25 protein-coding genes are annotated in these 18,681 nt (G+C 28.5%); 7 read left to right on the top strand and 18 right to left on the bottom strand.

The features are described 5' to 3' along the window. Positions 1-18: 18 nt before the first annotated feature. The 8 genes from yajC to ACRCYC_RS12615 all read right to left on the bottom strand — a co-directional run bounded on the left by yajC (position 19) and on the right by ACRCYC_RS12615 (position 6,033). A complete protein-coding gene (gene yajC, locus ACRCYC_RS12650; protein ID WP_438619506.1) occupies positions 19-291 on the bottom strand; it encodes a preprotein translocase subunit YajC in 273 nt (90 codons plus the stop codon). Between the two features lie 83 nt (positions 292-374). Further along, positions 375-1,496: a tRNA guanosine(34) transglycosylase Tgt gene (tgt, locus tag ACRCYC_RS12645; RefSeq protein WP_438619505.1), complete on the bottom strand. Its 1,122-nt coding sequence runs from the start codon at positions 1,494-1,496 to the stop codon at positions 375-377. 22 nt (positions 1,497-1,518) lie between these two features. After that, positions 1,519-2,019 carry a phosphate-starvation-inducible PsiE family protein gene (locus tag ACRCYC_RS12640; protein WP_438619504.1) on the bottom strand — a complete coding sequence of 167 codons (501 nt, stop codon included), beginning with the start codon at positions 2,017-2,019 and terminating at the stop codon, positions 1,519-1,521. A gap of 15 nt (positions 2,020-2,034) precedes the next feature. Further along, positions 2,035-3,060 (bottom strand): tRNA preQ1(34) S-adenosylmethionine ribosyltransferase-isomerase QueA, encoded by a 1,026-nt coding sequence (queA, locus tag ACRCYC_RS12635; RefSeq protein WP_438619503.1) that lies wholly within the window; start codon positions 3,058-3,060, stop codon positions 2,035-2,037. Positions 3,061-3,166: 106 nt separating this feature from the next. After that, the gene (gene ruvB, locus ACRCYC_RS12630) at positions 3,167-4,180 is read right to left on the bottom strand and encodes a Holliday junction branch migration DNA helicase RuvB (protein WP_438619502.1); all 1,014 of its coding nucleotides are present in this window, start codon (positions 4,178-4,180) and stop codon (positions 3,167-3,169) included. A 14-nt stretch (positions 4,181-4,194) separates the two neighbouring features. Further along, positions 4,195-4,797 carry a Holliday junction branch migration protein RuvA gene (gene ruvA / locus ACRCYC_RS12625; RefSeq protein WP_438619501.1) on the bottom strand — a complete coding sequence of 201 codons (603 nt, stop codon included), beginning with the start codon at positions 4,795-4,797 and terminating at the stop codon, positions 4,195-4,197. Further along, positions 4,790-5,299 (bottom strand): crossover junction endodeoxyribonuclease RuvC, encoded by a 510-nt coding sequence (ruvC, locus tag ACRCYC_RS12620; RefSeq protein ID WP_438619500.1) that lies wholly within the window; start codon positions 5,297-5,299, stop codon positions 4,790-4,792. The genes ruvA and ruvC overlap by 8 nt, the downstream gene beginning before the upstream one ends. Positions 5,300-5,436: 137 nt before the next feature. After that, positions 5,437-6,033 (bottom strand): hypothetical protein, encoded by a 597-nt coding sequence (locus ACRCYC_RS12615; RefSeq protein ID WP_438619499.1) that lies wholly within the window; start codon positions 6,031-6,033, stop codon positions 5,437-5,439. A 173-nt stretch (positions 6,034-6,206) separates the two neighbouring features. On the opposite strand from ACRCYC_RS12615, the gene ACRCYC_RS12610 reads away from it, so the two are divergent. Further along, positions 6,207-6,524: a hypothetical protein gene (locus tag ACRCYC_RS12610; protein ID WP_438619498.1), complete on the top strand. Its 318-nt coding sequence runs from the start codon at positions 6,207-6,209 to the stop codon at positions 6,522-6,524. Between the two features lie 91 nt (positions 6,525-6,615). Continuing rightward, positions 6,616-6,939, top strand: a complete 324-nt coding sequence (locus ACRCYC_RS12605; protein WP_438619497.1) for a DUF1540 domain-containing protein — start codon at positions 6,616-6,618, stop codon at positions 6,937-6,939. A gap of 30 nt (positions 6,940-6,969) precedes the next feature. Here ACRCYC_RS12605 and ACRCYC_RS12600 read toward each other — a convergent pair whose 3' ends face one another. Both ACRCYC_RS12600 and nadE read right to left on the bottom strand, forming a co-directional pair. Further along, the gene (locus tag ACRCYC_RS12600; protein ID WP_438619496.1) at positions 6,970-7,692 is read right to left on the bottom strand and encodes a YebC/PmpR family DNA-binding transcriptional regulator; all 723 of its coding nucleotides are present in this window, start codon (positions 7,690-7,692) and stop codon (positions 6,970-6,972) included. A 169-nt stretch (positions 7,693-7,861) separates the two neighbouring features. Beyond that, entirely contained in the window at positions 7,862-8,617 is a 756-nt protein-coding gene (gene nadE, locus ACRCYC_RS12595; protein ID WP_438619495.1) for an NAD(+) synthase, read from the bottom strand. A 111-nt stretch (positions 8,618-8,728) separates the two neighbouring features. On the opposite strand from nadE, the gene ACRCYC_RS12590 reads away from it, so the two are divergent. Continuing rightward, positions 8,729-9,097 (top strand): sulfite exporter TauE/SafE family protein, encoded by a 369-nt coding sequence (locus tag ACRCYC_RS12590; protein WP_438619494.1) that lies wholly within the window; start codon positions 8,729-8,731, stop codon positions 9,095-9,097. Further along, positions 9,097-9,474: a TSUP family transporter gene (locus tag ACRCYC_RS12585; protein WP_438619493.1), complete on the top strand. Its 378-nt coding sequence runs from the start codon at positions 9,097-9,099 to the stop codon at positions 9,472-9,474. The genes ACRCYC_RS12590 and ACRCYC_RS12585 overlap by 1 nt, the downstream gene beginning before the upstream one ends. Before the next feature lie 49 nt (positions 9,475-9,523). Here ACRCYC_RS12585 and ACRCYC_RS12580 read toward each other — a convergent pair whose 3' ends face one another. From ACRCYC_RS12580 to hflX, 4 genes are all read right to left on the bottom strand, one after another. Next, positions 9,524-10,162, bottom strand: a complete 639-nt coding sequence (locus ACRCYC_RS12580; protein ID WP_438619492.1) for a YigZ family protein — start codon at positions 10,160-10,162, stop codon at positions 9,524-9,526. Between the two features lie 89 nt (positions 10,163-10,251). Continuing rightward, the gene (locus ACRCYC_RS12575) at positions 10,252-10,680 is read right to left on the bottom strand and encodes an NUDIX domain-containing protein (protein WP_438619491.1); all 429 of its coding nucleotides are present in this window, start codon (positions 10,678-10,680) and stop codon (positions 10,252-10,254) included. A 113-nt stretch (positions 10,681-10,793) separates the two neighbouring features. After that, entirely contained in the window at positions 10,794-11,456 is a 663-nt protein-coding gene (locus tag ACRCYC_RS12570; protein WP_438619490.1) for a HEAT repeat domain-containing protein, read from the bottom strand. Positions 11,457-11,466: 10 nt separating this feature from the next. Beyond that, on the bottom strand, positions 11,467-12,750 hold the full coding sequence (gene hflX / locus ACRCYC_RS12565; RefSeq protein ID WP_438619489.1) for a GTPase HflX: 1,284 nt from the start codon (positions 12,748-12,750) through the stop codon (positions 11,467-11,469). Positions 12,751-12,849: 99 nt separating this feature from the next. Here hflX and ACRCYC_RS12560 point away from each other — a divergent pair, with 99 nt between their 5' ends. Beyond that, positions 12,850-13,110, top strand: a complete 261-nt coding sequence (locus tag ACRCYC_RS12560) for a cysteine-rich small domain-containing protein (RefSeq protein ID WP_438619488.1) — start codon at positions 12,850-12,852, stop codon at positions 13,108-13,110. Between the two features lie 29 nt (positions 13,111-13,139). On the opposite strand, the gene ACRCYC_RS12555 is transcribed toward ACRCYC_RS12560, so the two are convergent. The 4 genes from ACRCYC_RS12555 to ACRCYC_RS12540 form a co-directional block, all read right to left on the bottom strand. Beyond that, on the bottom strand, positions 13,140-13,769 hold the full coding sequence (locus ACRCYC_RS12555; protein ID WP_438619487.1) for a TIGR01906 family membrane protein: 630 nt from the start codon (positions 13,767-13,769) through the stop codon (positions 13,140-13,142). A 19-nt stretch (positions 13,770-13,788) separates the two neighbouring features. Next, positions 13,789-15,339: an ABC-F family ATP-binding cassette domain-containing protein gene (locus ACRCYC_RS12550; RefSeq protein ID WP_438619486.1), complete on the bottom strand. Its 1,551-nt coding sequence runs from the start codon at positions 15,337-15,339 to the stop codon at positions 13,789-13,791. A gap of 138 nt (positions 15,340-15,477) precedes the next feature. Then, entirely contained in the window at positions 15,478-16,188 is a 711-nt protein-coding gene (locus ACRCYC_RS12545; protein ID WP_438619485.1) for a zinc dependent phospholipase C family protein, read from the bottom strand. 95 nt (positions 16,189-16,283) lie between these two features. Next, positions 16,284-17,072 carry an N-acetylmuramoyl-L-alanine amidase family protein gene (locus ACRCYC_RS12540; protein WP_438619484.1) on the bottom strand — a complete coding sequence of 263 codons (789 nt, stop codon included), beginning with the start codon at positions 17,070-17,072 and terminating at the stop codon, positions 16,284-16,286. Between the two features lie 149 nt (positions 17,073-17,221). On the opposite strand from ACRCYC_RS12540, the gene ACRCYC_RS12535 reads away from it, so the two are divergent. Further along, the gene (locus tag ACRCYC_RS12535) at positions 17,222-17,557 is read left to right on the top strand and encodes a hypothetical protein (protein ID WP_438619483.1); all 336 of its coding nucleotides are present in this window, start codon (positions 17,222-17,224) and stop codon (positions 17,555-17,557) included. Between the two features lie 163 nt (positions 17,558-17,720). Continuing rightward, positions 17,721-18,674, top strand: a complete 954-nt coding sequence (locus ACRCYC_RS12530) for a SpoIVB peptidase S55 domain-containing protein (protein ID WP_438619482.1) — start codon at positions 17,721-17,723, stop codon at positions 18,672-18,674. Positions 18,675-18,681: the final 7 nt, after the last annotated feature.

The raw sequence follows: 18,681 nt of genomic DNA, 5'->3' as shown, positions 1-18,681 counted from the left end.
GTAATTACAATTATTGTTTTATTTTTCGTTTGACTCAGTAGATGCTATAGCCCATTTTTCAAATGGAACCTTAGTTCTGCTTGGTCCAATTTCTAATATCACAACATCTTCTTCAACTTTAGCTACATTTGCTACTATACCACCTATTGTTACAACTTTAGAACCTACATTTAAGTTTTCTCTCATCTCTTTAAGTTGCTTGTCTTTTTTCTTCTGTGGTCTTATTAAGAAGAAATAAAATACTGCAAAAAATACAACCCACATAATTATACCTGTTATAGCTTGAGGCATATGTATCACTCCTTTTAAATAATATATTTGTTAAAAATTTAAGCTTTTATGTTTTATATAATAATCATTATAACTTAAAATAATTATAATTCATAGCCATATTTTTGGAAAAATTCTTTTCTAAAGTCTAATAATCTATCTTCCATTATAGCTTCTCTTACTTGTTTCATTAAATTTAATAAGAAATGCAGGTTGTGAGTAGTTATAAGTCTAGATGCTAATATCTCGTTAGCCTTAACTAAGTGTCTTATATATGCTCTTGTATAGTTTCTACAACAATAGCAATCACAATTAGGGTCTAGTGGTCCAAAGTCTCTTGCATATTTTGCATTTCTAACTACTACTTTACCCTCACTTGTCATAGCTGTTCCATTTCTAGCTATACGAGTAGGTAAAACACAGTCAAACATATCTATCCCTCTTATAACCCCTTCAATTAAATCATCAGGACTTCCAACACCCATTAAGTATCTTGGCTTATCTGCTGGCATTAAAGGTACCGTATAATCTAAAACTTCATACATTAATTCTTTTGGTTCTCCGACACTTAATCCCCCTACTGCATATCCAGGTAAGTCTAATTCTAGTATTTCTTTAGCAGATTGTTCTCTTAAGTCTTTATACATACCACCTTGAATTATACCAAATAAAGCTTGATTATCTGTATTTGTATGAGCTTCTTTACATCTCTTTAACCATCTAGTAGTTCTTTCTAAAGAATTTTTAACATAATCTCTATCAGCTGGATATGGTGCACACTCATCAAATGCCATCATTATATCTGATCCTAATGCATTTTGAATTTCCATAGCTTTTTCAGGACTTATAAAGTGCTTAGATCCATCTATATGTGATCTAAAATGTACACCTTCTTCAGTTATTTTTCTAAGTGGCCCTAAACTAAATACTTGGAATCCTCCACTATCTGTAAGTATTGGCTTATCCCAGTTCATAAACTTATGAAGTCCGCCCGCTTCTTTAACTAAATCATGTCCCGGTCTCATATATAAGTGATAAGTATTACTTAGTATTATTTGAGATCCTATTTCTTTTAACTCTTCTGGTGTCATTGCTTTTACAGTTGCTTGAGTTCCAACTGGCATAAATATCGGTGTTTCTATTACTCCGTGAGGAGTATGTAATCTTCCTAATCTTGCTCCACTTTGTTTGCAAGTTTTTATAAGTTCATATCTTACTGCGCTCATGCTGATTCTCCTTACTTTTTATCTATTGTTTATTTTCATGACTCAAAGCCTGTTCTAAATTTCTTTTATGGCATTCACAGTCATGGTCTTCACATTCCTCATAATGTATACTAGTTACATTCATCGTACTGTTATCATCTGTTAGCAAGTATTTTCTTATTGCAAACAACCCAGCTATAGCCATTATACCTAATAATAGATCTAACATTCCCTCACTTTTAGGTAGTAATAATAACTTTCTTGCTATTGCATATAAAAGTACTTCTATCAATGCCCCCGGTATATGTAGTGATAGCATTACAACCAATTCTACACCTATAACTAATAGTAATATTTGACCTAATAAATCATTAAATTGTGCATATAGTACCGGTGTATGATATTCTACAATATACGATTGCCATATAACTCTAAGTACATCAATAGTACCTAAAAATACAGCTAATAATACAACCATTGCTAATAATGATTCAAATATATATGCTATTTTAAGTGCTAAACTTTTTTCATCCAATTTTTTCACATTAGGCCCCCATATCTATTTTATTATCATTGCATCCCCAAAACTAAAGAATCTATATTTCTCCTCAACTGCCGTACTATATGCATTTAATACAGCTTGCTTAGAAACTAATGCACTTACTAACATTATTAAAGTAGACTCTGGTAAGTGGAAATTAGTTATTAATCTATCTACTATTTTAAATTTATATCCTGGATATATAAATATATTAGTCCATCCGCTAGATTCTAAAATTTCACCTACTTCATTACTTGCTGATTCAACAGTTCTACAACTAGTTGTTCCAACGCATATAACTTTATTACCATTTTTCTTCGCTTTATTTATTTTATCTGCTGCTTCTTTTTCTACCATATAATATTCAGAATGCATTTCATGTTCTAACACATCGTCTACTTTAACTGGTCTAAATGTTCCAAGTCCTACATGTAAAGTTACAAATGCTATATCTACACCCTTTTCTTTTATCTTTTCTAAAAGGTCATTAGTAAAATGAAGACCAGCTGTTGGTGCTGCTGCAGATCCACTATGCTTTGAATATACAGTCTGATATCTTTCTCTTTCTTCTAATCTCTCTGTTATATATGGTGGTAGCGGCATATTTCCAAGTTCATCTAATACCTCTTCAAAAATTCCTTCATAGTAGAATTTTACCAATCTAGAACCTTCTTCTGCCAATCCTACTACTTCTCCTATAAGCTTTCCATTTCCAAACGAGAACTTTGTTCCAACTTTAGCTCTTTTTCCTGGTTTAACTAATGCTTGCCAAATATCTTTATCTGTTCTTTTTAATAAAAGAAATTCTATTTTACCACCAGTATCAACCTTTTCACCTATAAGTCTTGCAGGTATAACTCTTGTATTGTTAAGAACTAAACAGTCCCCTGGATTTAAGTAATCTACAACATCTTTAAATATTTTGTGCTCAACTTCTCCTGTTTGCTTATCTAGAACCATAAGTCTAGAATTAGATCTATCTTCTAATGGTGTTTGAGCTATTAATTCTTCTGGTAAATCAAAGTAAAAATCACTAGTTTTCAATTTAAACGTCCTTTCTATATCATAGTACAAATTACATCATAACAAAAAAAATAATTTTTTTCTATATTAATAGTATTTATTATTTATACTAATTGGTTTTAATTCCTTACTTTTGATTAGGATATGGTAGCTTTAAATGTTCATAAGCTAAAGGCATAGCAATTCTACCTCTAGGTCCTCTATTTATAAATCCTAATTGTAATAAATAAGGTTCATAAACATCTTCTATAGTGTTTCTATCTTCACCTATAGATGCTGCTAAAGTATCTAGCCCAACTGGTCCACCTTTAAATTTTTCAATAATAGTGGTTAAAAGTTTTTCATCTACATAATCAAGCCCTAAACTATCTACTCCTAACAACTCTAATGCATCATTTGCAACTTCATCAGTTATATTTCCATCAGCTCTAACTTGAGCATAATCTCTAACTCTTTTTAAAAGTCTATTTGATATCCTTGGTGTTCCTCTAGACCTCCTTGCTATTTCTGTAGCTCCTCCAATTTGAACCTCTGCTCCTAATATAGTCGATGATCTAATTACTATTTGCGCTAGTTCTTCAACTGTGTAATAATCTAACTTACATATAACTCCAAACCTATCTCTTAATGGGTTAGTTAACATGCCCGCTTTAGTAGTTGCTCCAATTAACGTAAACTTAGGTAAATCAAGTCTTATACTTCTAGCAGATGGTCCTTTTCCTATAATTATATCTAAACAATAATCTTCCATTGCTGAATATAAAACTTCTTCTACAGTTCTACTTATTCGATGAACTTCATCTATAAATAAAACATCATTTTCATTTAAATTTGTTAATATTGCAGCTAAATCTCCAGCTCTTTCTATAGCTGGTCCAGAAGTTATTCTAAGATTAACGCCCATCTCACTAGCTATAATAGATGCTAAAGTTGTTTTCCCAAGTCCTGGAGGACCATATAATAAGACATGGTCTAACTGTTCATTCCTAGCTCTTGCAGCTTCTATAAAAATTTTCAGAAGTTCCTTTGCTTTATTTTGACCTAAATAATCATCTAAGTTTTTAGGTCTTAAATTATTTTCTATATCAACATCTTCATTTTGCATGGTAGATGTTATTATTCTGTTTTCCTCATCAAACATGTTCTAAACTCCCCCTATCTAAGAGACTTACTCATTATATAACTTAGTGATTTTTTTATTATATCTTCTGTATTCATGCCACTTTTTTTACAGCTATCAACAGCTTCTCTAGATTCTTGAGTTGAGTATCCTAATGCAACAAGTGCATCAATTGCTTCATCTTGTGATATAGCAACCGGAGTTTGTGTAAGAAGAGTTGGTTCAAATTCAATATTATTTTTATCTATCTTATCCTTCAATTCTAATATGATTCTTTCTGCTGTCTTCTTTCCAACACCTGGAGCTTTAGACATTTTTGCCACATCTTCACTTACTATATAAGCACCTATTTGTTTTGGTGTAGCAAATGATAGAATTCCAAGAGCTACCTTAGGTCCTATCTTAGAAACAGAATTTAATAATTCAAACATAGTAAGTTCTTCTTTTGTACCAAATCCACAAAGGCTCATATCATCTTCTCTTACTATTAATTTAGTATATATCTTGCATTCTTTACCTAATTGCACACCCATTAATGTATTTGATGATACATTAATTTTGTATCCAATATTATTTGCTTCTATTACTAAACTATCTAATTTTATTTCTTCTATACTTCCTTTTATATAACTATACATATTTCCCCCCTATATTTTTGAATGTTTTTTCTAATTTATTGGAGTGGCAATGACATATAGCAACTGCTAATGCATCTGCTACATCATCCGGCTTTGGCACTGACTTTAAATTTAGAAATGATTTAACCATCTGTTGTACCTGAGATTTTTCTGCTCTTCCATAACCAACTACACCTTGTTTAACCTGAAGAGGAGTGTATTCATAAACCGGCTTATTATTATGTGCACAAGCAAGCATTGTAACTCCTCTTGCTTGTGCTACTGTAATAGCAGTTTTAACATTTTTATTAAAGAATAATTCCTCTATACCAACTTCATCTATATTGTAATTTTTTATCAAAATATCTATTCCTTTATATACAAGTTCTAGTCTTTTTAATATATCCATGTGTGCTGGTGTAGTTACAGCTCCATAATCAATAACTTTAAAATTATTGTTTTTATATTCTATTATTCCGTATCCAACTATAGCTATACCTGGGTCTATACCTAAAATAATCATATTTTAAATTACTCCTTCATAAGAAACTTACGTTCTGTATTAATATATAATAACACATTTATGTATAAACTATAAAGAGATGAAAAGTTTCCCTTCCATCTCTTTATAATTTTCTTTTATTAAATTTTAGTTAACATTTAACTACCAAAATCCTCTAACTTAGAATATATCTCATCCTGTGTACTTGCGCATATTCCAGATTTAACATCTTCTTGAACAGTTTTTGGTAACGACTGCGTTTCAATTTGAGTATTTTCTAATAATTCTCTTTCACCTTTATCATTGTATTTGCAAACTATTATAAGTCCTTGTTTATCTTCTATTGAAAATTGGTTTGCTTTACCTGGATCATTAAAGTTTTCTTTTTCAGTTAATGTTATTTCGTATTTATCTAATTGCTTTATAGTTCTATTTGGATACTTATTTGTTAGATAGTCAGTTATTTCATCTTTTGATTTTCCTATTAATTCATTTGGTATTGTTCCTATCATCATAGGTGCTTCATCACTAGGCGTTCCATCTTCAAATACTTTTTCCACCCAAATTTCACAATCTTCACTCAGGTTAAATGTATCTTTAACCGTTTCTTCTTTCTTTAACTCTGCATTTCCTTTTTTAGAAATATCTTCATCTGACGTATTAAATCCTACATAAATTCCTCCAGCGAGAACTCCTATGCCTATTGTTATCATAATCGGTATTCGCCAAGGAAATTCTTTTTTCTTTTCGAACATTAAAAACAACCTCCTTATACCGGTTATTTTTTCCAATTAGATTTTTTTTATACATTTTATAAATTTATAATCCATATATTTATTTTTTATTTAATAAATGTTTCACTTTCCACTTATATTTCATAATATATCTTATCAATTTATAATATATTTATTAAAAGGAGTGATTAATTTTGAATATAAATAATAATTTATTAGCTCGACTTGACTTTATTGAATTTAAGCAACAAATTTTACTTTTAAAACAGCCTAATCATAAAGTTAGTGTTTTCGCAAATTTGTCCTTAAGTGAGTATTTAAATATAAAAGATTATGTAAATAGATTTGAAAGATCCATGAATATTAATAAAGCTTATACATTTAATGAATATGAAAATGGACTATATGAATTATGTCCACTAATAAAAACCTACCCTGGTAGTTCTATATTGATTGCAAAAATATTAATGGATATTAAAAATTTCGATTTATTATTCTCACATTACAATTAAATTCGTCTATTGCTTTATTTATTTTTTAATAGTATATCTATAAAATTTTAGGAAATAATTTTATTAACACATTATTATAGGAGGAAATTTTATGGATAAAATAAATTGTAGTGTTAATAATTGTTCCCATAACAACAAAAGTATTTGTTACGCAAATAGAATAAATGTTCAAGGGTCGCAAGCTAAAACAACAGAACATACTGCATGTGCTTCATTTTTAGAAAAATCTGTTTATAGTAATTTAACTAATAATACTAATAATCCTGGCCCTTGCTCTTGCTTATGTTGTAAAGTTAATACTTGTAATTACAATACTAACAACCTGTGTACTTTAGATAATATAAATATCTCACCTGATACTAAAAAACCTAATATTTATTCTGAAACAAGTTGTTCTAGTTTTAAGTGCAAATAAAAAAAGGAGATATTAATATCTCCTTTTTTATTACTCTTCTATTTCCCAGTTATGAGCTATATTCTGAACATCATCATCATCTTCTAACATGTCAACTAGCTTATTCATAAACTTTAATTGATCTTCTTCAGTTAACTTTGTAGTAGTTTGAGGTAATAATTTCACTTCTGCAGATATAAATTTATATCCTTTACCTTCTAACTCATCTCTAACAGCTTGGAAGTCCTCTGGTGAAGTAACTACTTCAAATCCATCTTCTTCAACGATTAAGTCTTCTGCTCCAGCTTCTAAAGCGATATCCATTAATTCTTCTTCTGATACATCATCAGTTGCTTCTATTAATATTTGACCTTTTTTATCAAACATAAATGATACACATCCACTAGTACCTAAGTTTCCGCCATTTTTGTCAAAGTAATATCTAACATTTCCTGCAGTTCTATTTTTATTATCAGTTAAAGTTTCTACTATTACAGCAACTCCACCTGGTCCGTATCCTTCATAAACTATAGTTTCGAAGTTTTCATTGGCACCTCCGCCAGCACCTTTTGCTATAGCTCTATCTAAGTTGTCATTAGGCATATTATCTGCTTTAGCTTTATCTATTGCCGCTTTTAAAGCTGCATTATACTCAGGATCAGCTCCACCTTCTTTAGCTGCAACTGCTATAGCTCTAGCATGCTTTGTAAATATTTTAGCTCTTTTAGCATCTTGTTTACCTTTTCTGTTGATTATGTTTCCTATACGTCCCATAATTTCACTCCTTGCCATGTAAATTATTTTATCTAATTTAAAATTGTGTTATGCTTGTATATTTTTTGTAGGTATAGTTATTAGTACGCAATATAAATTAATACTTACTAAATATCAATTTATACTCTATATACACCGTAATTTTAGCACAAAACTAAAATTTAGTAAATTAGAACTTGGGAGGAGCTGCTGCAGTATGTCTTTTATGCTCACTTATCTTATGCAACCTAGCTATTATTTCTTGATCTTTTTGTGGCACTTTATCTACTCTACCCTCTACAATTGCATCTATCATATCATATGTAGTTCCCATTTCAGTTTCATCAGTTTGTCCTTCCCAAAGACCAGCTGATGGGGCTTTGTTTATAATGTCACTATGAACTCCTAATACTTTAGCCCACTCATAAACATCTTTTTTGGTCAAATTAGCCAATGGCACTAAATCAACCCCGCCATCTCCATATTTAGTAAAATATCCAGTGTGTATTTCAGCTGCATTATCTGTTCCTACAACTAAATACCCCATGTTATTAGCAACTGTATATACAGTGCTCATTCTTATTCTAGCTCTTAAATTAGCATCACTCATTCTATCATTACTAGAATTATACAATTCTTTTTCTTTTAAACTCCCTATCACTTTTTCATATATAGAAACTTGCTCATTTGTTAAGTCTAAATCTAGATATTCTATATTACATCCTTCTATAACTTTAAGCGCATCTAATCTGTCTTGTGGATTACTTTTTATACTCATAATTACACCCATAGAGTCATTTGGAAAAGCTTTTTTTATCAAATAGGCAACAACTGCAGAATCTATTCCTCCTGAAACTCCAACAACTAATCCTTTTGTATTAGATTCTTTTACCTTCGATCTCAACCATTCTATAGTTCTATCTATTTTAATATTTATATCTGTCATATAAACCATTCCTCCTTACATTTTTTGGATAACCCAATTATATCAGATATTTTTATTTTAATTAAATATAATTTATGCTTTATGTGAAAAATAATTCAAGAAGGTGATAATATGAATAAAAAATATTGTAATTTCAACTTTAAAAACTCTATAATAGGTGCTGTTACAGGATTTGTAAATGGTGTATTTGGTTCTGGTGGAGGTACTCTTTTAGTTCCTATATTAAACAATATTTTAAAAATCGAAGAACATAAATCTCATGCTACAGCACTATCTATAATAGTTTTTTTAACTACTGCAAGTTCTGTAATTTATATATCTCAGGGAACTTATGATTTTAATATTACATTTAAAGTTGCTATAGGTAGTACAATAGGAGGTATTGTAGGAGCTAAAATTTTATGTAAGCTAACAGGTAGGTTTCTTAGGATTTCTTTTGGTTTAATAATGGTAATTGCTGCTATAAGGATGGTGTTTTAATGTTATTAATTTTATTTGGTTTTTTTGCAGGTATAATAGGCGGTATGGGCATGGGTGGTGGAACAATACTTATTCCATCCCTTATACTTTTTTTAAATATAGATGCTAAAATGGCTCAAAGCATCAATTTACTTTCATCTATTCCAATGACTATATTCGCTTTAATAATTCATATAAAAAACAAAAATGTTATGTTAAATTTAGTAATTCCAATTGCTACTTTTGGCATATTCGGTGCTATATCCGGTTCTTATTTAGCAAATTATATTTCCTCTGAAACACTAAAAAAAGTATTTGGTTTATTTTTACTAATAATAGGTTTATTAGAAATAAAAAAAGGTATATTTAATCCTAATTCTAATAAATGCAAAAAATAAAAAAGGAATGACTCAAAATATATAAAATTCAATATTGAGTCATTCCTTTTTAAAATATAATTTTTCCATCTTTTTCAGATAAATAAAACTCATCTCCTAATACTATATCTGCTGTAGCACTAGTTGCATCATTTATTTTATCCACTAAGCTTTCTATTTCATCCAACTTCGAATAAACTATTATAATTACATTATCTTCATATATAGTATCTTTTATAAAATACCCCATATTCATTATTTCATTTTGCACTTTACCAAGTTGATTGTAGTCTATTTTTATGTTTACTTCTTGATGCATTACTTTATCTATTATTCTAGCTGCTTCAAGTCCTATCTTTGCACCCTTAGTATATGCTCTAACTAATCCACCCGCTCCTAATTTAATTCCGCCAAAATATCTAGTAACTACAACTACTACATCTCGTAAATCCTCTTTTTTTATAACTTCTAACGTTGGTATGCCCGCTGTACCTTGAGGCTCTCCATCATCACTATATCTTTGTATATTCATATTTTTACCTACTGTATACGCCCAAACATTGTGTCTTGCATCTTTATGTTTTTTCTTTATTTCATTTATAAATTCAACAGCTTCTTCCTCTGTTTTCACAGGTTTTGCATATCCGATAAATGTAGACTTTTCTATTATTATTTCATCCATTCCAAATTCATGTAATGTTTTGTACATACTATATCCTCCTAATCATTTTTTATATTCTAATTATAGTAATAAAAATAGAACAAGGCAAATACCTTGTTCTATTTTTATTACTATAATTAATTATCTATCCCCTGCTTTTTTAAATCCTTAAATTTTCTATACGATATATCTACAAGAGATTTTTCTCTATTGTGAGTTAGCATGTCTAGAGCATCTTTAACTTTAAAAAATCCTGCTTCTATTATACTTTCATCATTTACATTATATTGTGTATTGTCAGATTCCATTATGTACCATACAATAGCATTACATACTTTTTGCTGTCTAGTTCTTGAATAAAATTCATATATAGTATCTCCTGCCATATCTAGTACTTTAGCGTCAACTGCAACTTCTTCTTTGACCTTTAATGGTGCTACTTCGCTTGGGATATCACTATCACTTATTTTGCCTTTAGGAATAGTCCATTCTCCCTTATCATTTTTAACTATCAATACTTTGTTTGCGTAAAATACTATGCCTCCTGCACAACGTCTTAATATCATATTGAACTCCCCCCACTTAACCATATTTTCACACCAAGTTATGGAGCTAAATTTATAAGTAATTTCTTTTGTTAATCCATTATATGTTGAGTTCATAGTGTTTATGTTATATATTAAGTAGTTTTTTCGAGTTCTTCTATAGCATCATTATACGCTCTTATTACATATTCTTTTTCATCTCTTTTTCTATTTTTTAACTTTATAATCATAATTAAACTATTTTTATCCCCTACCTTTGCCAAAGCTTTTGCACAATATTGACGTGTCTGAGGATTTGAATCATATAAGCCTCTTTGAAAATATTCTCTACTTTTATTTGACGATATTTTTCTAAGAGCAGAGTAAGTTATTCTTCTAAGGTCTGAGTGTCTATGTGTCGTTAATGGGTGTAATATAGATAAAAATCTGTCATCATTCAATTCTCCAGTTGTCCATATTAATATCATTAAATCTTCCACATTTTTCTCTATCATAATCCTCTTGTATAATTTCCTCTTAAATTCCAATAGATTTTCATCATCCAAATCATTCATAAAATTAATTCTATCATTTTTTCCTAATTCTAAAAATCTATCTAAAACATCTTTTGATTTTTCTAATTGACTTTTAAGCAATATCTTAATTTCCATTTTAGCTTTTATTAAATGTTCATTTACTTCTTGAGCATCAATATTTCTTATTCTACTTATTTGAGATACTGTCTTAGAGTCTTTATATAAAAGGTATGTTATAAAGTGATCTTGCAAGTTTTCTATATTATCCCAACATATATTCATACTTATATACCTACTCGTTTATAATATATTCTTTATATATATTATAGTCTTCTTCATCTAAGCTTAGAGTTAATTCGATCCCATTTTCAACATATTCAAATTCTTCTACATTATATTTGTTTTTTAACCTACTAAATACATCACCTTTGTCATATGGCAATAATAAAGTTACTTTATATGTATTTTCCATTAAAGCTTCTTGTATCATTTCCACAAGTTTGTCCATATTTGTACCTTTTTTAGCTGATATATAGACTGCATTTTCTTGGTTTTTAGGATATATATCAAGTTCTAATCTATCTATTTTATTGTAAGCCATTATAGTCGGTTTATTATCTGCCTTTAATTCTTTTAATACTTTTTTAGTTGTATTTTCTTGAATTTCAAAACTATCATTAGTAGCATCAACAACATGTACTATTAAGTCAGCGTAGTGAACTTCTTCTAATGTAGCTTTAAATGCTTCTACTAAATCATGTGGTAATTTACTTACAAATCCAACTGTATCAACTACTAAATATTCCTTTTTATTTGGTAATAGTGCTTTTCTTAAAGTTACATCTAAAGTTGCAAATAACATGTCTTTTGATAAAACTTCTTTTTCAACAGTATATTCCTTATGTGTTTTTATAAGTTCATTAAGCAATGTTGATTTACCTGCATTCGTATACCCAACCAATGCAACTATAGGTACATTCGACTTTAGCCTTTGAGCTCTTTGAGTTTCTCTATTTTTCTTAACATCTCTAAGCTCTTTTCTTATATCTGCAGCCTTATTTAATATATGTCTTTTATCTACTTCTAATTTTTGTTCTCCTGGTCCTCTAGTTCCTATACCCGCACCAGTTTTACTCATTTCACCACCCATACCATATAGTCTAGGTAATCTGTATTTTAATTGTGCTAACTCAACTTGAAGCTTTCCTTCTTTACTTAAAGCCCTTTGTGCAAATATATCTAGTATTAAAGTAGTTCTATCAATTACTTTTCTTTGAACTAATTCTTCTATATTTCTTATTTGGGCACCTGATAATTCATCATTAAATACTACTACAGTTGCATCTAATGACTCACAATAAGCCTTTATTTCTTCCACTTTTCCTTTTCCTATATAAAAAGCGGCTTCTCTTGCTGGTCTATTTTGTATTATACTTCCTACAACTTCAGCTCCTGCTGCCTTAGCAAGTTCTTTTAATTCTGCCATAGATTCATTAATATCTATATCATCAACTTTTTTTACGTTAGTAGTTATATTAAGTCCTACTAATAACGCCTTTTCTACTATTTTTTCCATTGTAACACCTCATTTAATCTACTTTTTTTTATTATACCACTATTGTAAATTTTTAGTATAATTATATTGAAACTCTAAATATTTTAGGAGGTATAATTTATGTCTGAAAACTATAAGTTTTTCAATAATAATAAATGTGAATATTTTCCTTGTCATAAAGTAAATAATCCAGAAAATTTTAATTGTTTATTTTGTTATTGTCCCTTATATGCATTAAAAGAAGATTGCGGAGGTAATTTTAAGTATACATCTGATGGTATAAAAGATTGTTCTTCTTGTTTAGTTCCTCATAATAAAAAAAGTCATGACTATATAATGAGCAAAATAGGCGATATATTAAATCTTGGTAAAAAACTGTAATTTTAAAAAAGGAATAGTAAATTAATTTACTATTCCTTACTTTTAATTTTGTTATAACTAATTATCATTACTATACTAAACATCAATATCAATCCTAGTATCATTATCCCTGAATGAAGAAAAAATTCTGCAGGTAACATATTGATTACCGGATCTAAACTTGGATCAAATATCCAGTAATCATTACTAAATAATAATTTATGAAATATTTCAAAACTTTTTTCAAAATTTAAAATTATAGGTGATATTAAAATTAATGGTATAGCAATTAAAGTTACACTACTGTATTTTAATATTTCTATATCTTTTTTTATAAAACTAAAATAAATGCCTATAGCTGAAAAAATTAATGTTATAAAATTTATTTTATTTATATTTCCAAATATATCTCTAACTTCCTCAAAATGAATTTTACCTTGAGTTGATGATTTCAATGTCGGTAATTTAAAATCAGAATCGCTACTCTTTGTGTTGTATTCAATTAAGTAATCATAGTTAAGTTTTATATCTTCATTCGTCATATCACTTATCATAGGAATATTGAGATACTCTACGTCAAAATAATATAGTTGTTTAAAGTTAACCGTAAATTTTATAACAGAAGTTATTATAAACACACTTATAACTAGCGAAAAAAACAAGTCTAAAATTCTTTTCATTTTATACCCCTTATATTTTCTAAACTATTTTAGTTGTAAAATCTTCAATATTCCAAACATCATCAACTATATCCATGTAAAACTCAGGTTCATGTGATACTAATAATACAGTTCCTTTGAATTCTCTTATAGCTTTTTTAAGCTCATCTTTAGCCTCTACATCTAAGTGATTTGTTGGCTCATCTAGAACTAAAAAATTAATTTTCTTTAGCATTAACTTGCATAATCTTACTTTAGCAGCTTCTCCTCCGCTTAAAACTCTCATTTGACTAGTTATATGTTCATTTGTAAGTCCACATCTAGATAATGATTGTCTTACTTCAAAGTTAGTAAGTCCTGGATATTCAGCCCAAATTTCATCCATAGGTGTATTGCTATTTTCTCTTGAACTTTCTTGTTCAAAATATCCAACTTCCAAATAATCACCTAACTCTACTTTTCCATCAAATGGCTTTATTATTCCTAAAAGAGTTTTTAAAAGTGTTGATTTTCCTATTCCATTCATACCTTTTAATGCAATCTTTTGATTTCTTTCTAAAGTAAAGTTAAGAGGTTTTGTTAAAGCTTCATTATATCCTAAAACAAGATCCTCTGTAGTGAATACAAATCTACTAGATGCTCTAGATTCCATAAATCCAAATGTAGGCTTTATTTTCTCCTTTGGTCTTTCTAATATCTCCATCTTGTCTAATTTTTTTTGTCTACTGTTTGCCATACCACGAGTAGCAACTCTAGCTTTATTTCTAGCAACAAAATCTTCTAATTTTTTTCTTTCTTCAACTTGCTTTTCATAAGCTTGGTCTTCTTGTCTTTTCTTTATATCACTAAGTCTCTCAAACTCATCATAATTTCCTTTATATCTGTTAAGTTCTCCATTTTCCATATGATAAATTACATTACATGTATCATTGATAAATGGTATATCATGTGATACTAATATAAAACTATTTTCATATTCTTGAAGATATCTTGTCAACCATTCTATATGCTCTACATCTAAATAGTTAGTAGGCTCGTCTAATATTAATATTGTAGGGTTTTCTAAAAGTAATTTAGTTAATAATACTTTAGTTCTTTGCCCCCCACTTAAATCAGTTACATCTTTATCTAATCCTACTTCTCCAAGACCTAAACCATTAGCTATTTCTTGTATTTTAGCATCTATCATATAAAAACCACTATTTTCTAAAATAGTTTGTATCTCCGCTGTTGAATCCATTAATTTTGTCATTTCATCTTCATCAGCTTCGCCCATTTTGTCATACATGCTTATCATTTCTTGCTCTAAATCAAACATAGGCTTAAAAGCATCTCTAAGTACTTCTCTTATAGATTTTCCTTTTGTTAATACCGTATGCTGATCTAAGTATCCAACAGTTACTCTTGATGACCATTTTATATTACCTGCATCCGGCATAAGTTTTTTTGTTATTATATTTAAAAATGTAGATTTACCTTCTCCATTAGCTCCAACAAGTGCTATATGTTCACCTTTTCTTAATCTAAAAGATACATTCTCAAGTATAGTTCTTGCTCCAAACCCGTGACTAACATTTTCAACTACTAGCATCTAAACACCTCTTCTTATTTTATTATCTATACCATAATATCTTCTTTTTTTAATCAAATCAAGTAATACAAATAATTTCATGTATTTTCATATAGATTATATTTAATAACGAGTAAAAGCTCCTTTAAAAAGGAGCTTTTACTCGTTATTAAATATATCGTCAAAAAACATCAACATAAAACCTGCAGAAGTTTTTTGAGCTAATGGCAAACATTTTGTACCTAACATATAAAACTTATTTTTTAAATTAGTTATGTCTTTATACATTTTGTCATAATTAAGCGCATTCATTGAATTAAAAAACACATATTCTTCTACTGTATCTTTTTTTATAGCCCCTTCTTTAGCCTTAAGTCTTGGTATAGACATATAATTATTTTTTATATAAACTTCAAATTGCCTATGATTATCTAATAACTTTCCTTTAGCATGTTGAGGTATAGTTAAATCCTGTATTATATGGCATGCTACCCCAAAATAAAACAGACCCAATTCAAATTTATCTAATTTAAAAAACTTAATAGATTTATGATAATATTTTTTTGCTACAGTTAAAGCATTTTCTTCATATCCAAATTTTCCTCTTTTTAAATTAGGATTATAGAAATGGTGGTAACTCTTAAAATCTTGGTCTGCCCATATCAATCCTTTATTTATTTGCGGTAAATAAAGTTTAAAGAACTCATACTCTTTTATATAACCTTCATTTTTTAATATTTCTAATGCATTAGCCTGTATAAATATATGAACTTCACAGTCCGTATTTATAATACTTTTTTTTACAGGATTTACAACTTTAAATGTACCTGATAAAGCCTTTCCATAAACATTTTCTATTCTTTTTCTCATTATAATCACCTAGTGGTTGTATTAACAACTTATTTTAATTTCGCTATTATCACTATATTACTTTTTGCTACATTTGTTAACCTTGATATTTATTTTTAATTGCCACTTTCCTTGCCTTTTAAATATGTTTCTACCCCATCCGCTACTGTTTGCATTATTTTTCTTTGATATTCAGGGCTAGACATCATTAAATCTTCATTATAATTGCTCATAAATCCCATTTCTATTAAAACTACAGGCACTTCAGACCAATTAAAACCAGTTAAATCTCCTCTTTCAAATATTCCATTTAAGTTTATATTCATATTTTTCATTTCATTTTCTATATAATTAGCACACTTACTACTCTCTTTATATATTCTAGATGTATATTTACCATCTTTTTGAGGTATCAACAAAGATGCTCCAATTTTAGATGACTTATCTATACTATCTGCATGAACTCTTATTACCATATCTACATTTTTTTCATTTGCAAAAATAGCTCTTTCAGCATTGCTTATATTAACATCGTGAGATTCTCTAGTCATAAAAACTGTATATCCTTTATTCTCTAAAATATGCTTAAGTACTATACTTGCTTCTAAATTTAGTTTATACTCTGGCTTTTTTGTAGCTATACCTGTGGCTCCTGATGAAACTCTAGCTTTTTTAGAATTTGAACCCGGTCCAATTGATTCTAAATTAGAATCTCCTTTTTCTTGATGCCCTGGATCTATACATATAGTATACTTTTTATTTTTAACATTTAAATCTTTATTTTCTTGCTTATCTTTATTTATAAAATTTGTTGATTTATATAAATTTGTTATTGGATTTGAGGTACCTAGAAATACTACACCTAATGCTATAATTGCCATAACTAAAAATTTATAGTTTTTCATGTCATTCTCCTTTCGAAAGTTATATATATAATTTTGGCAATACTATTCATTTTTATGTAAGTTATTCTAAAAACTATTTAATTTATTTTATAGTTGTTAGCAATAGTATTGTTTCATATATATTTAATATAAGTAATCTGGAGGTTAATATGTCTAAACTACGAAAAACTAGAGTTATTAATAGAACTGATATGGATAAGTCTAAACTTTGTTGTTTTGGATATGTAGATTATATTGTTCTTGCATCTACTCTATCCATAGCCATATCAGAGGAAGTAAATTCAAATGATTTAAGCATACTTGCTACCTTCTTCGCTGTTTTATCCGATGAGTTAGCTCTTATAGGTTCTGTTAAAAATTGTACTAACAATAGTAACAATACTGATAATTCCTTTGTAGCTCCTGTTCCTGATACTGCTATAACAAGATCAAAATCAAAAATTAAAAAAATTAAAAAACCCAAAAAAAAATATAAAAAAATTTAAAGCACTTAAAATCAATAGTATTTTAAGTGCTTATTTTATAACTTGTAAACTATGGTTTTATTGTGTCTGTTTTCTATGGATTAATTTTTTTATCTTGCACAATCTATTATTAAATAAGCACCAATTAATATCATCATGACTTTATCAGAAAGAAGGTGTTTTAATGAAATTTAAAAAGTTTCTAATAATATCATTTATGCTATATTTTTTCTCAATAAGCTTTATTTATGCAGAAACTAAAGTTAAAAATGATGCTAGATATTTAATTCCTTTAGGCAATATAACTCAAATAGATGCTGAATTACAATCATTAATGGTTAGAAATTCTTTTGATGGTTCTCCATTTAAAGTTGGTGATTCATTAGTTTCAGTGAATGATATTAAAATTAAAAATTATGAAGATTTTTCTAATCTAATTCAAAACTTAGATAACAATAATTCTATAAAGGTAAATTTTTTAAGGAATAGCGAACTTATTACTGTAAATATAACTAAAAATATTTTAGAAAAAGTTAATTTCAATAATATAGTTTCTGGATTTGCAACTTTAACTTATGTAGATCCAAAAGATAATACGTTTGGTGCTGTAGCGCATCCAATAAGCGTTGGCTCTAATAGAAGTTTATTAATTAAAAATGGGCATATTTCATCAACATCTAATTTAACAATTAATAAATCATATAGAGGCTCAGTAGGATGTATTAACGCACAAAAAAATGAATTTATAGGTAATTTTAAAGAAAATACAGCTTTTGGAATAAAAGGTACTATTCAAACATTAGATTTTTGTAAATCTAAAAAATATCAAGTTGCAAATTTAAATGAAGTTAAAACAGGAAAAGCATCAATTTTATTGCAAACATCAACTGGAAATTCAACAGAATATGAAATAAATATAATAAACATAAAAAATCAAAAAAATGCGGAATCTAAAACTTTTAAAATAGAAATTACAGATAAAGAACTGTTAAATATGACTGGAGGTATAGTTCAAGGGATGAGTGGTACTCCCATAATACAAAATGATAAAATTATAGGTGCCATATCTCATGCGATTGAAAATGACCCAGCTCTAGGCTACGGCGTATATATAGGTTGGATGTTAGAGGGAGAGTAACTCCCTC

Origin of the sequence: Paraclostridium sp. (genome assembly GCF_051657365.1) — a bacterium.
Classification (GTDB): Bacteria; Bacillota; Clostridia; order Peptostreptococcales; family Peptostreptococcaceae; genus Paraclostridium.
The sequence above is the reverse complement of the archived record's forward strand: the minus strand, read 5'-3'. Positions and strand labels throughout refer to the sequence as shown.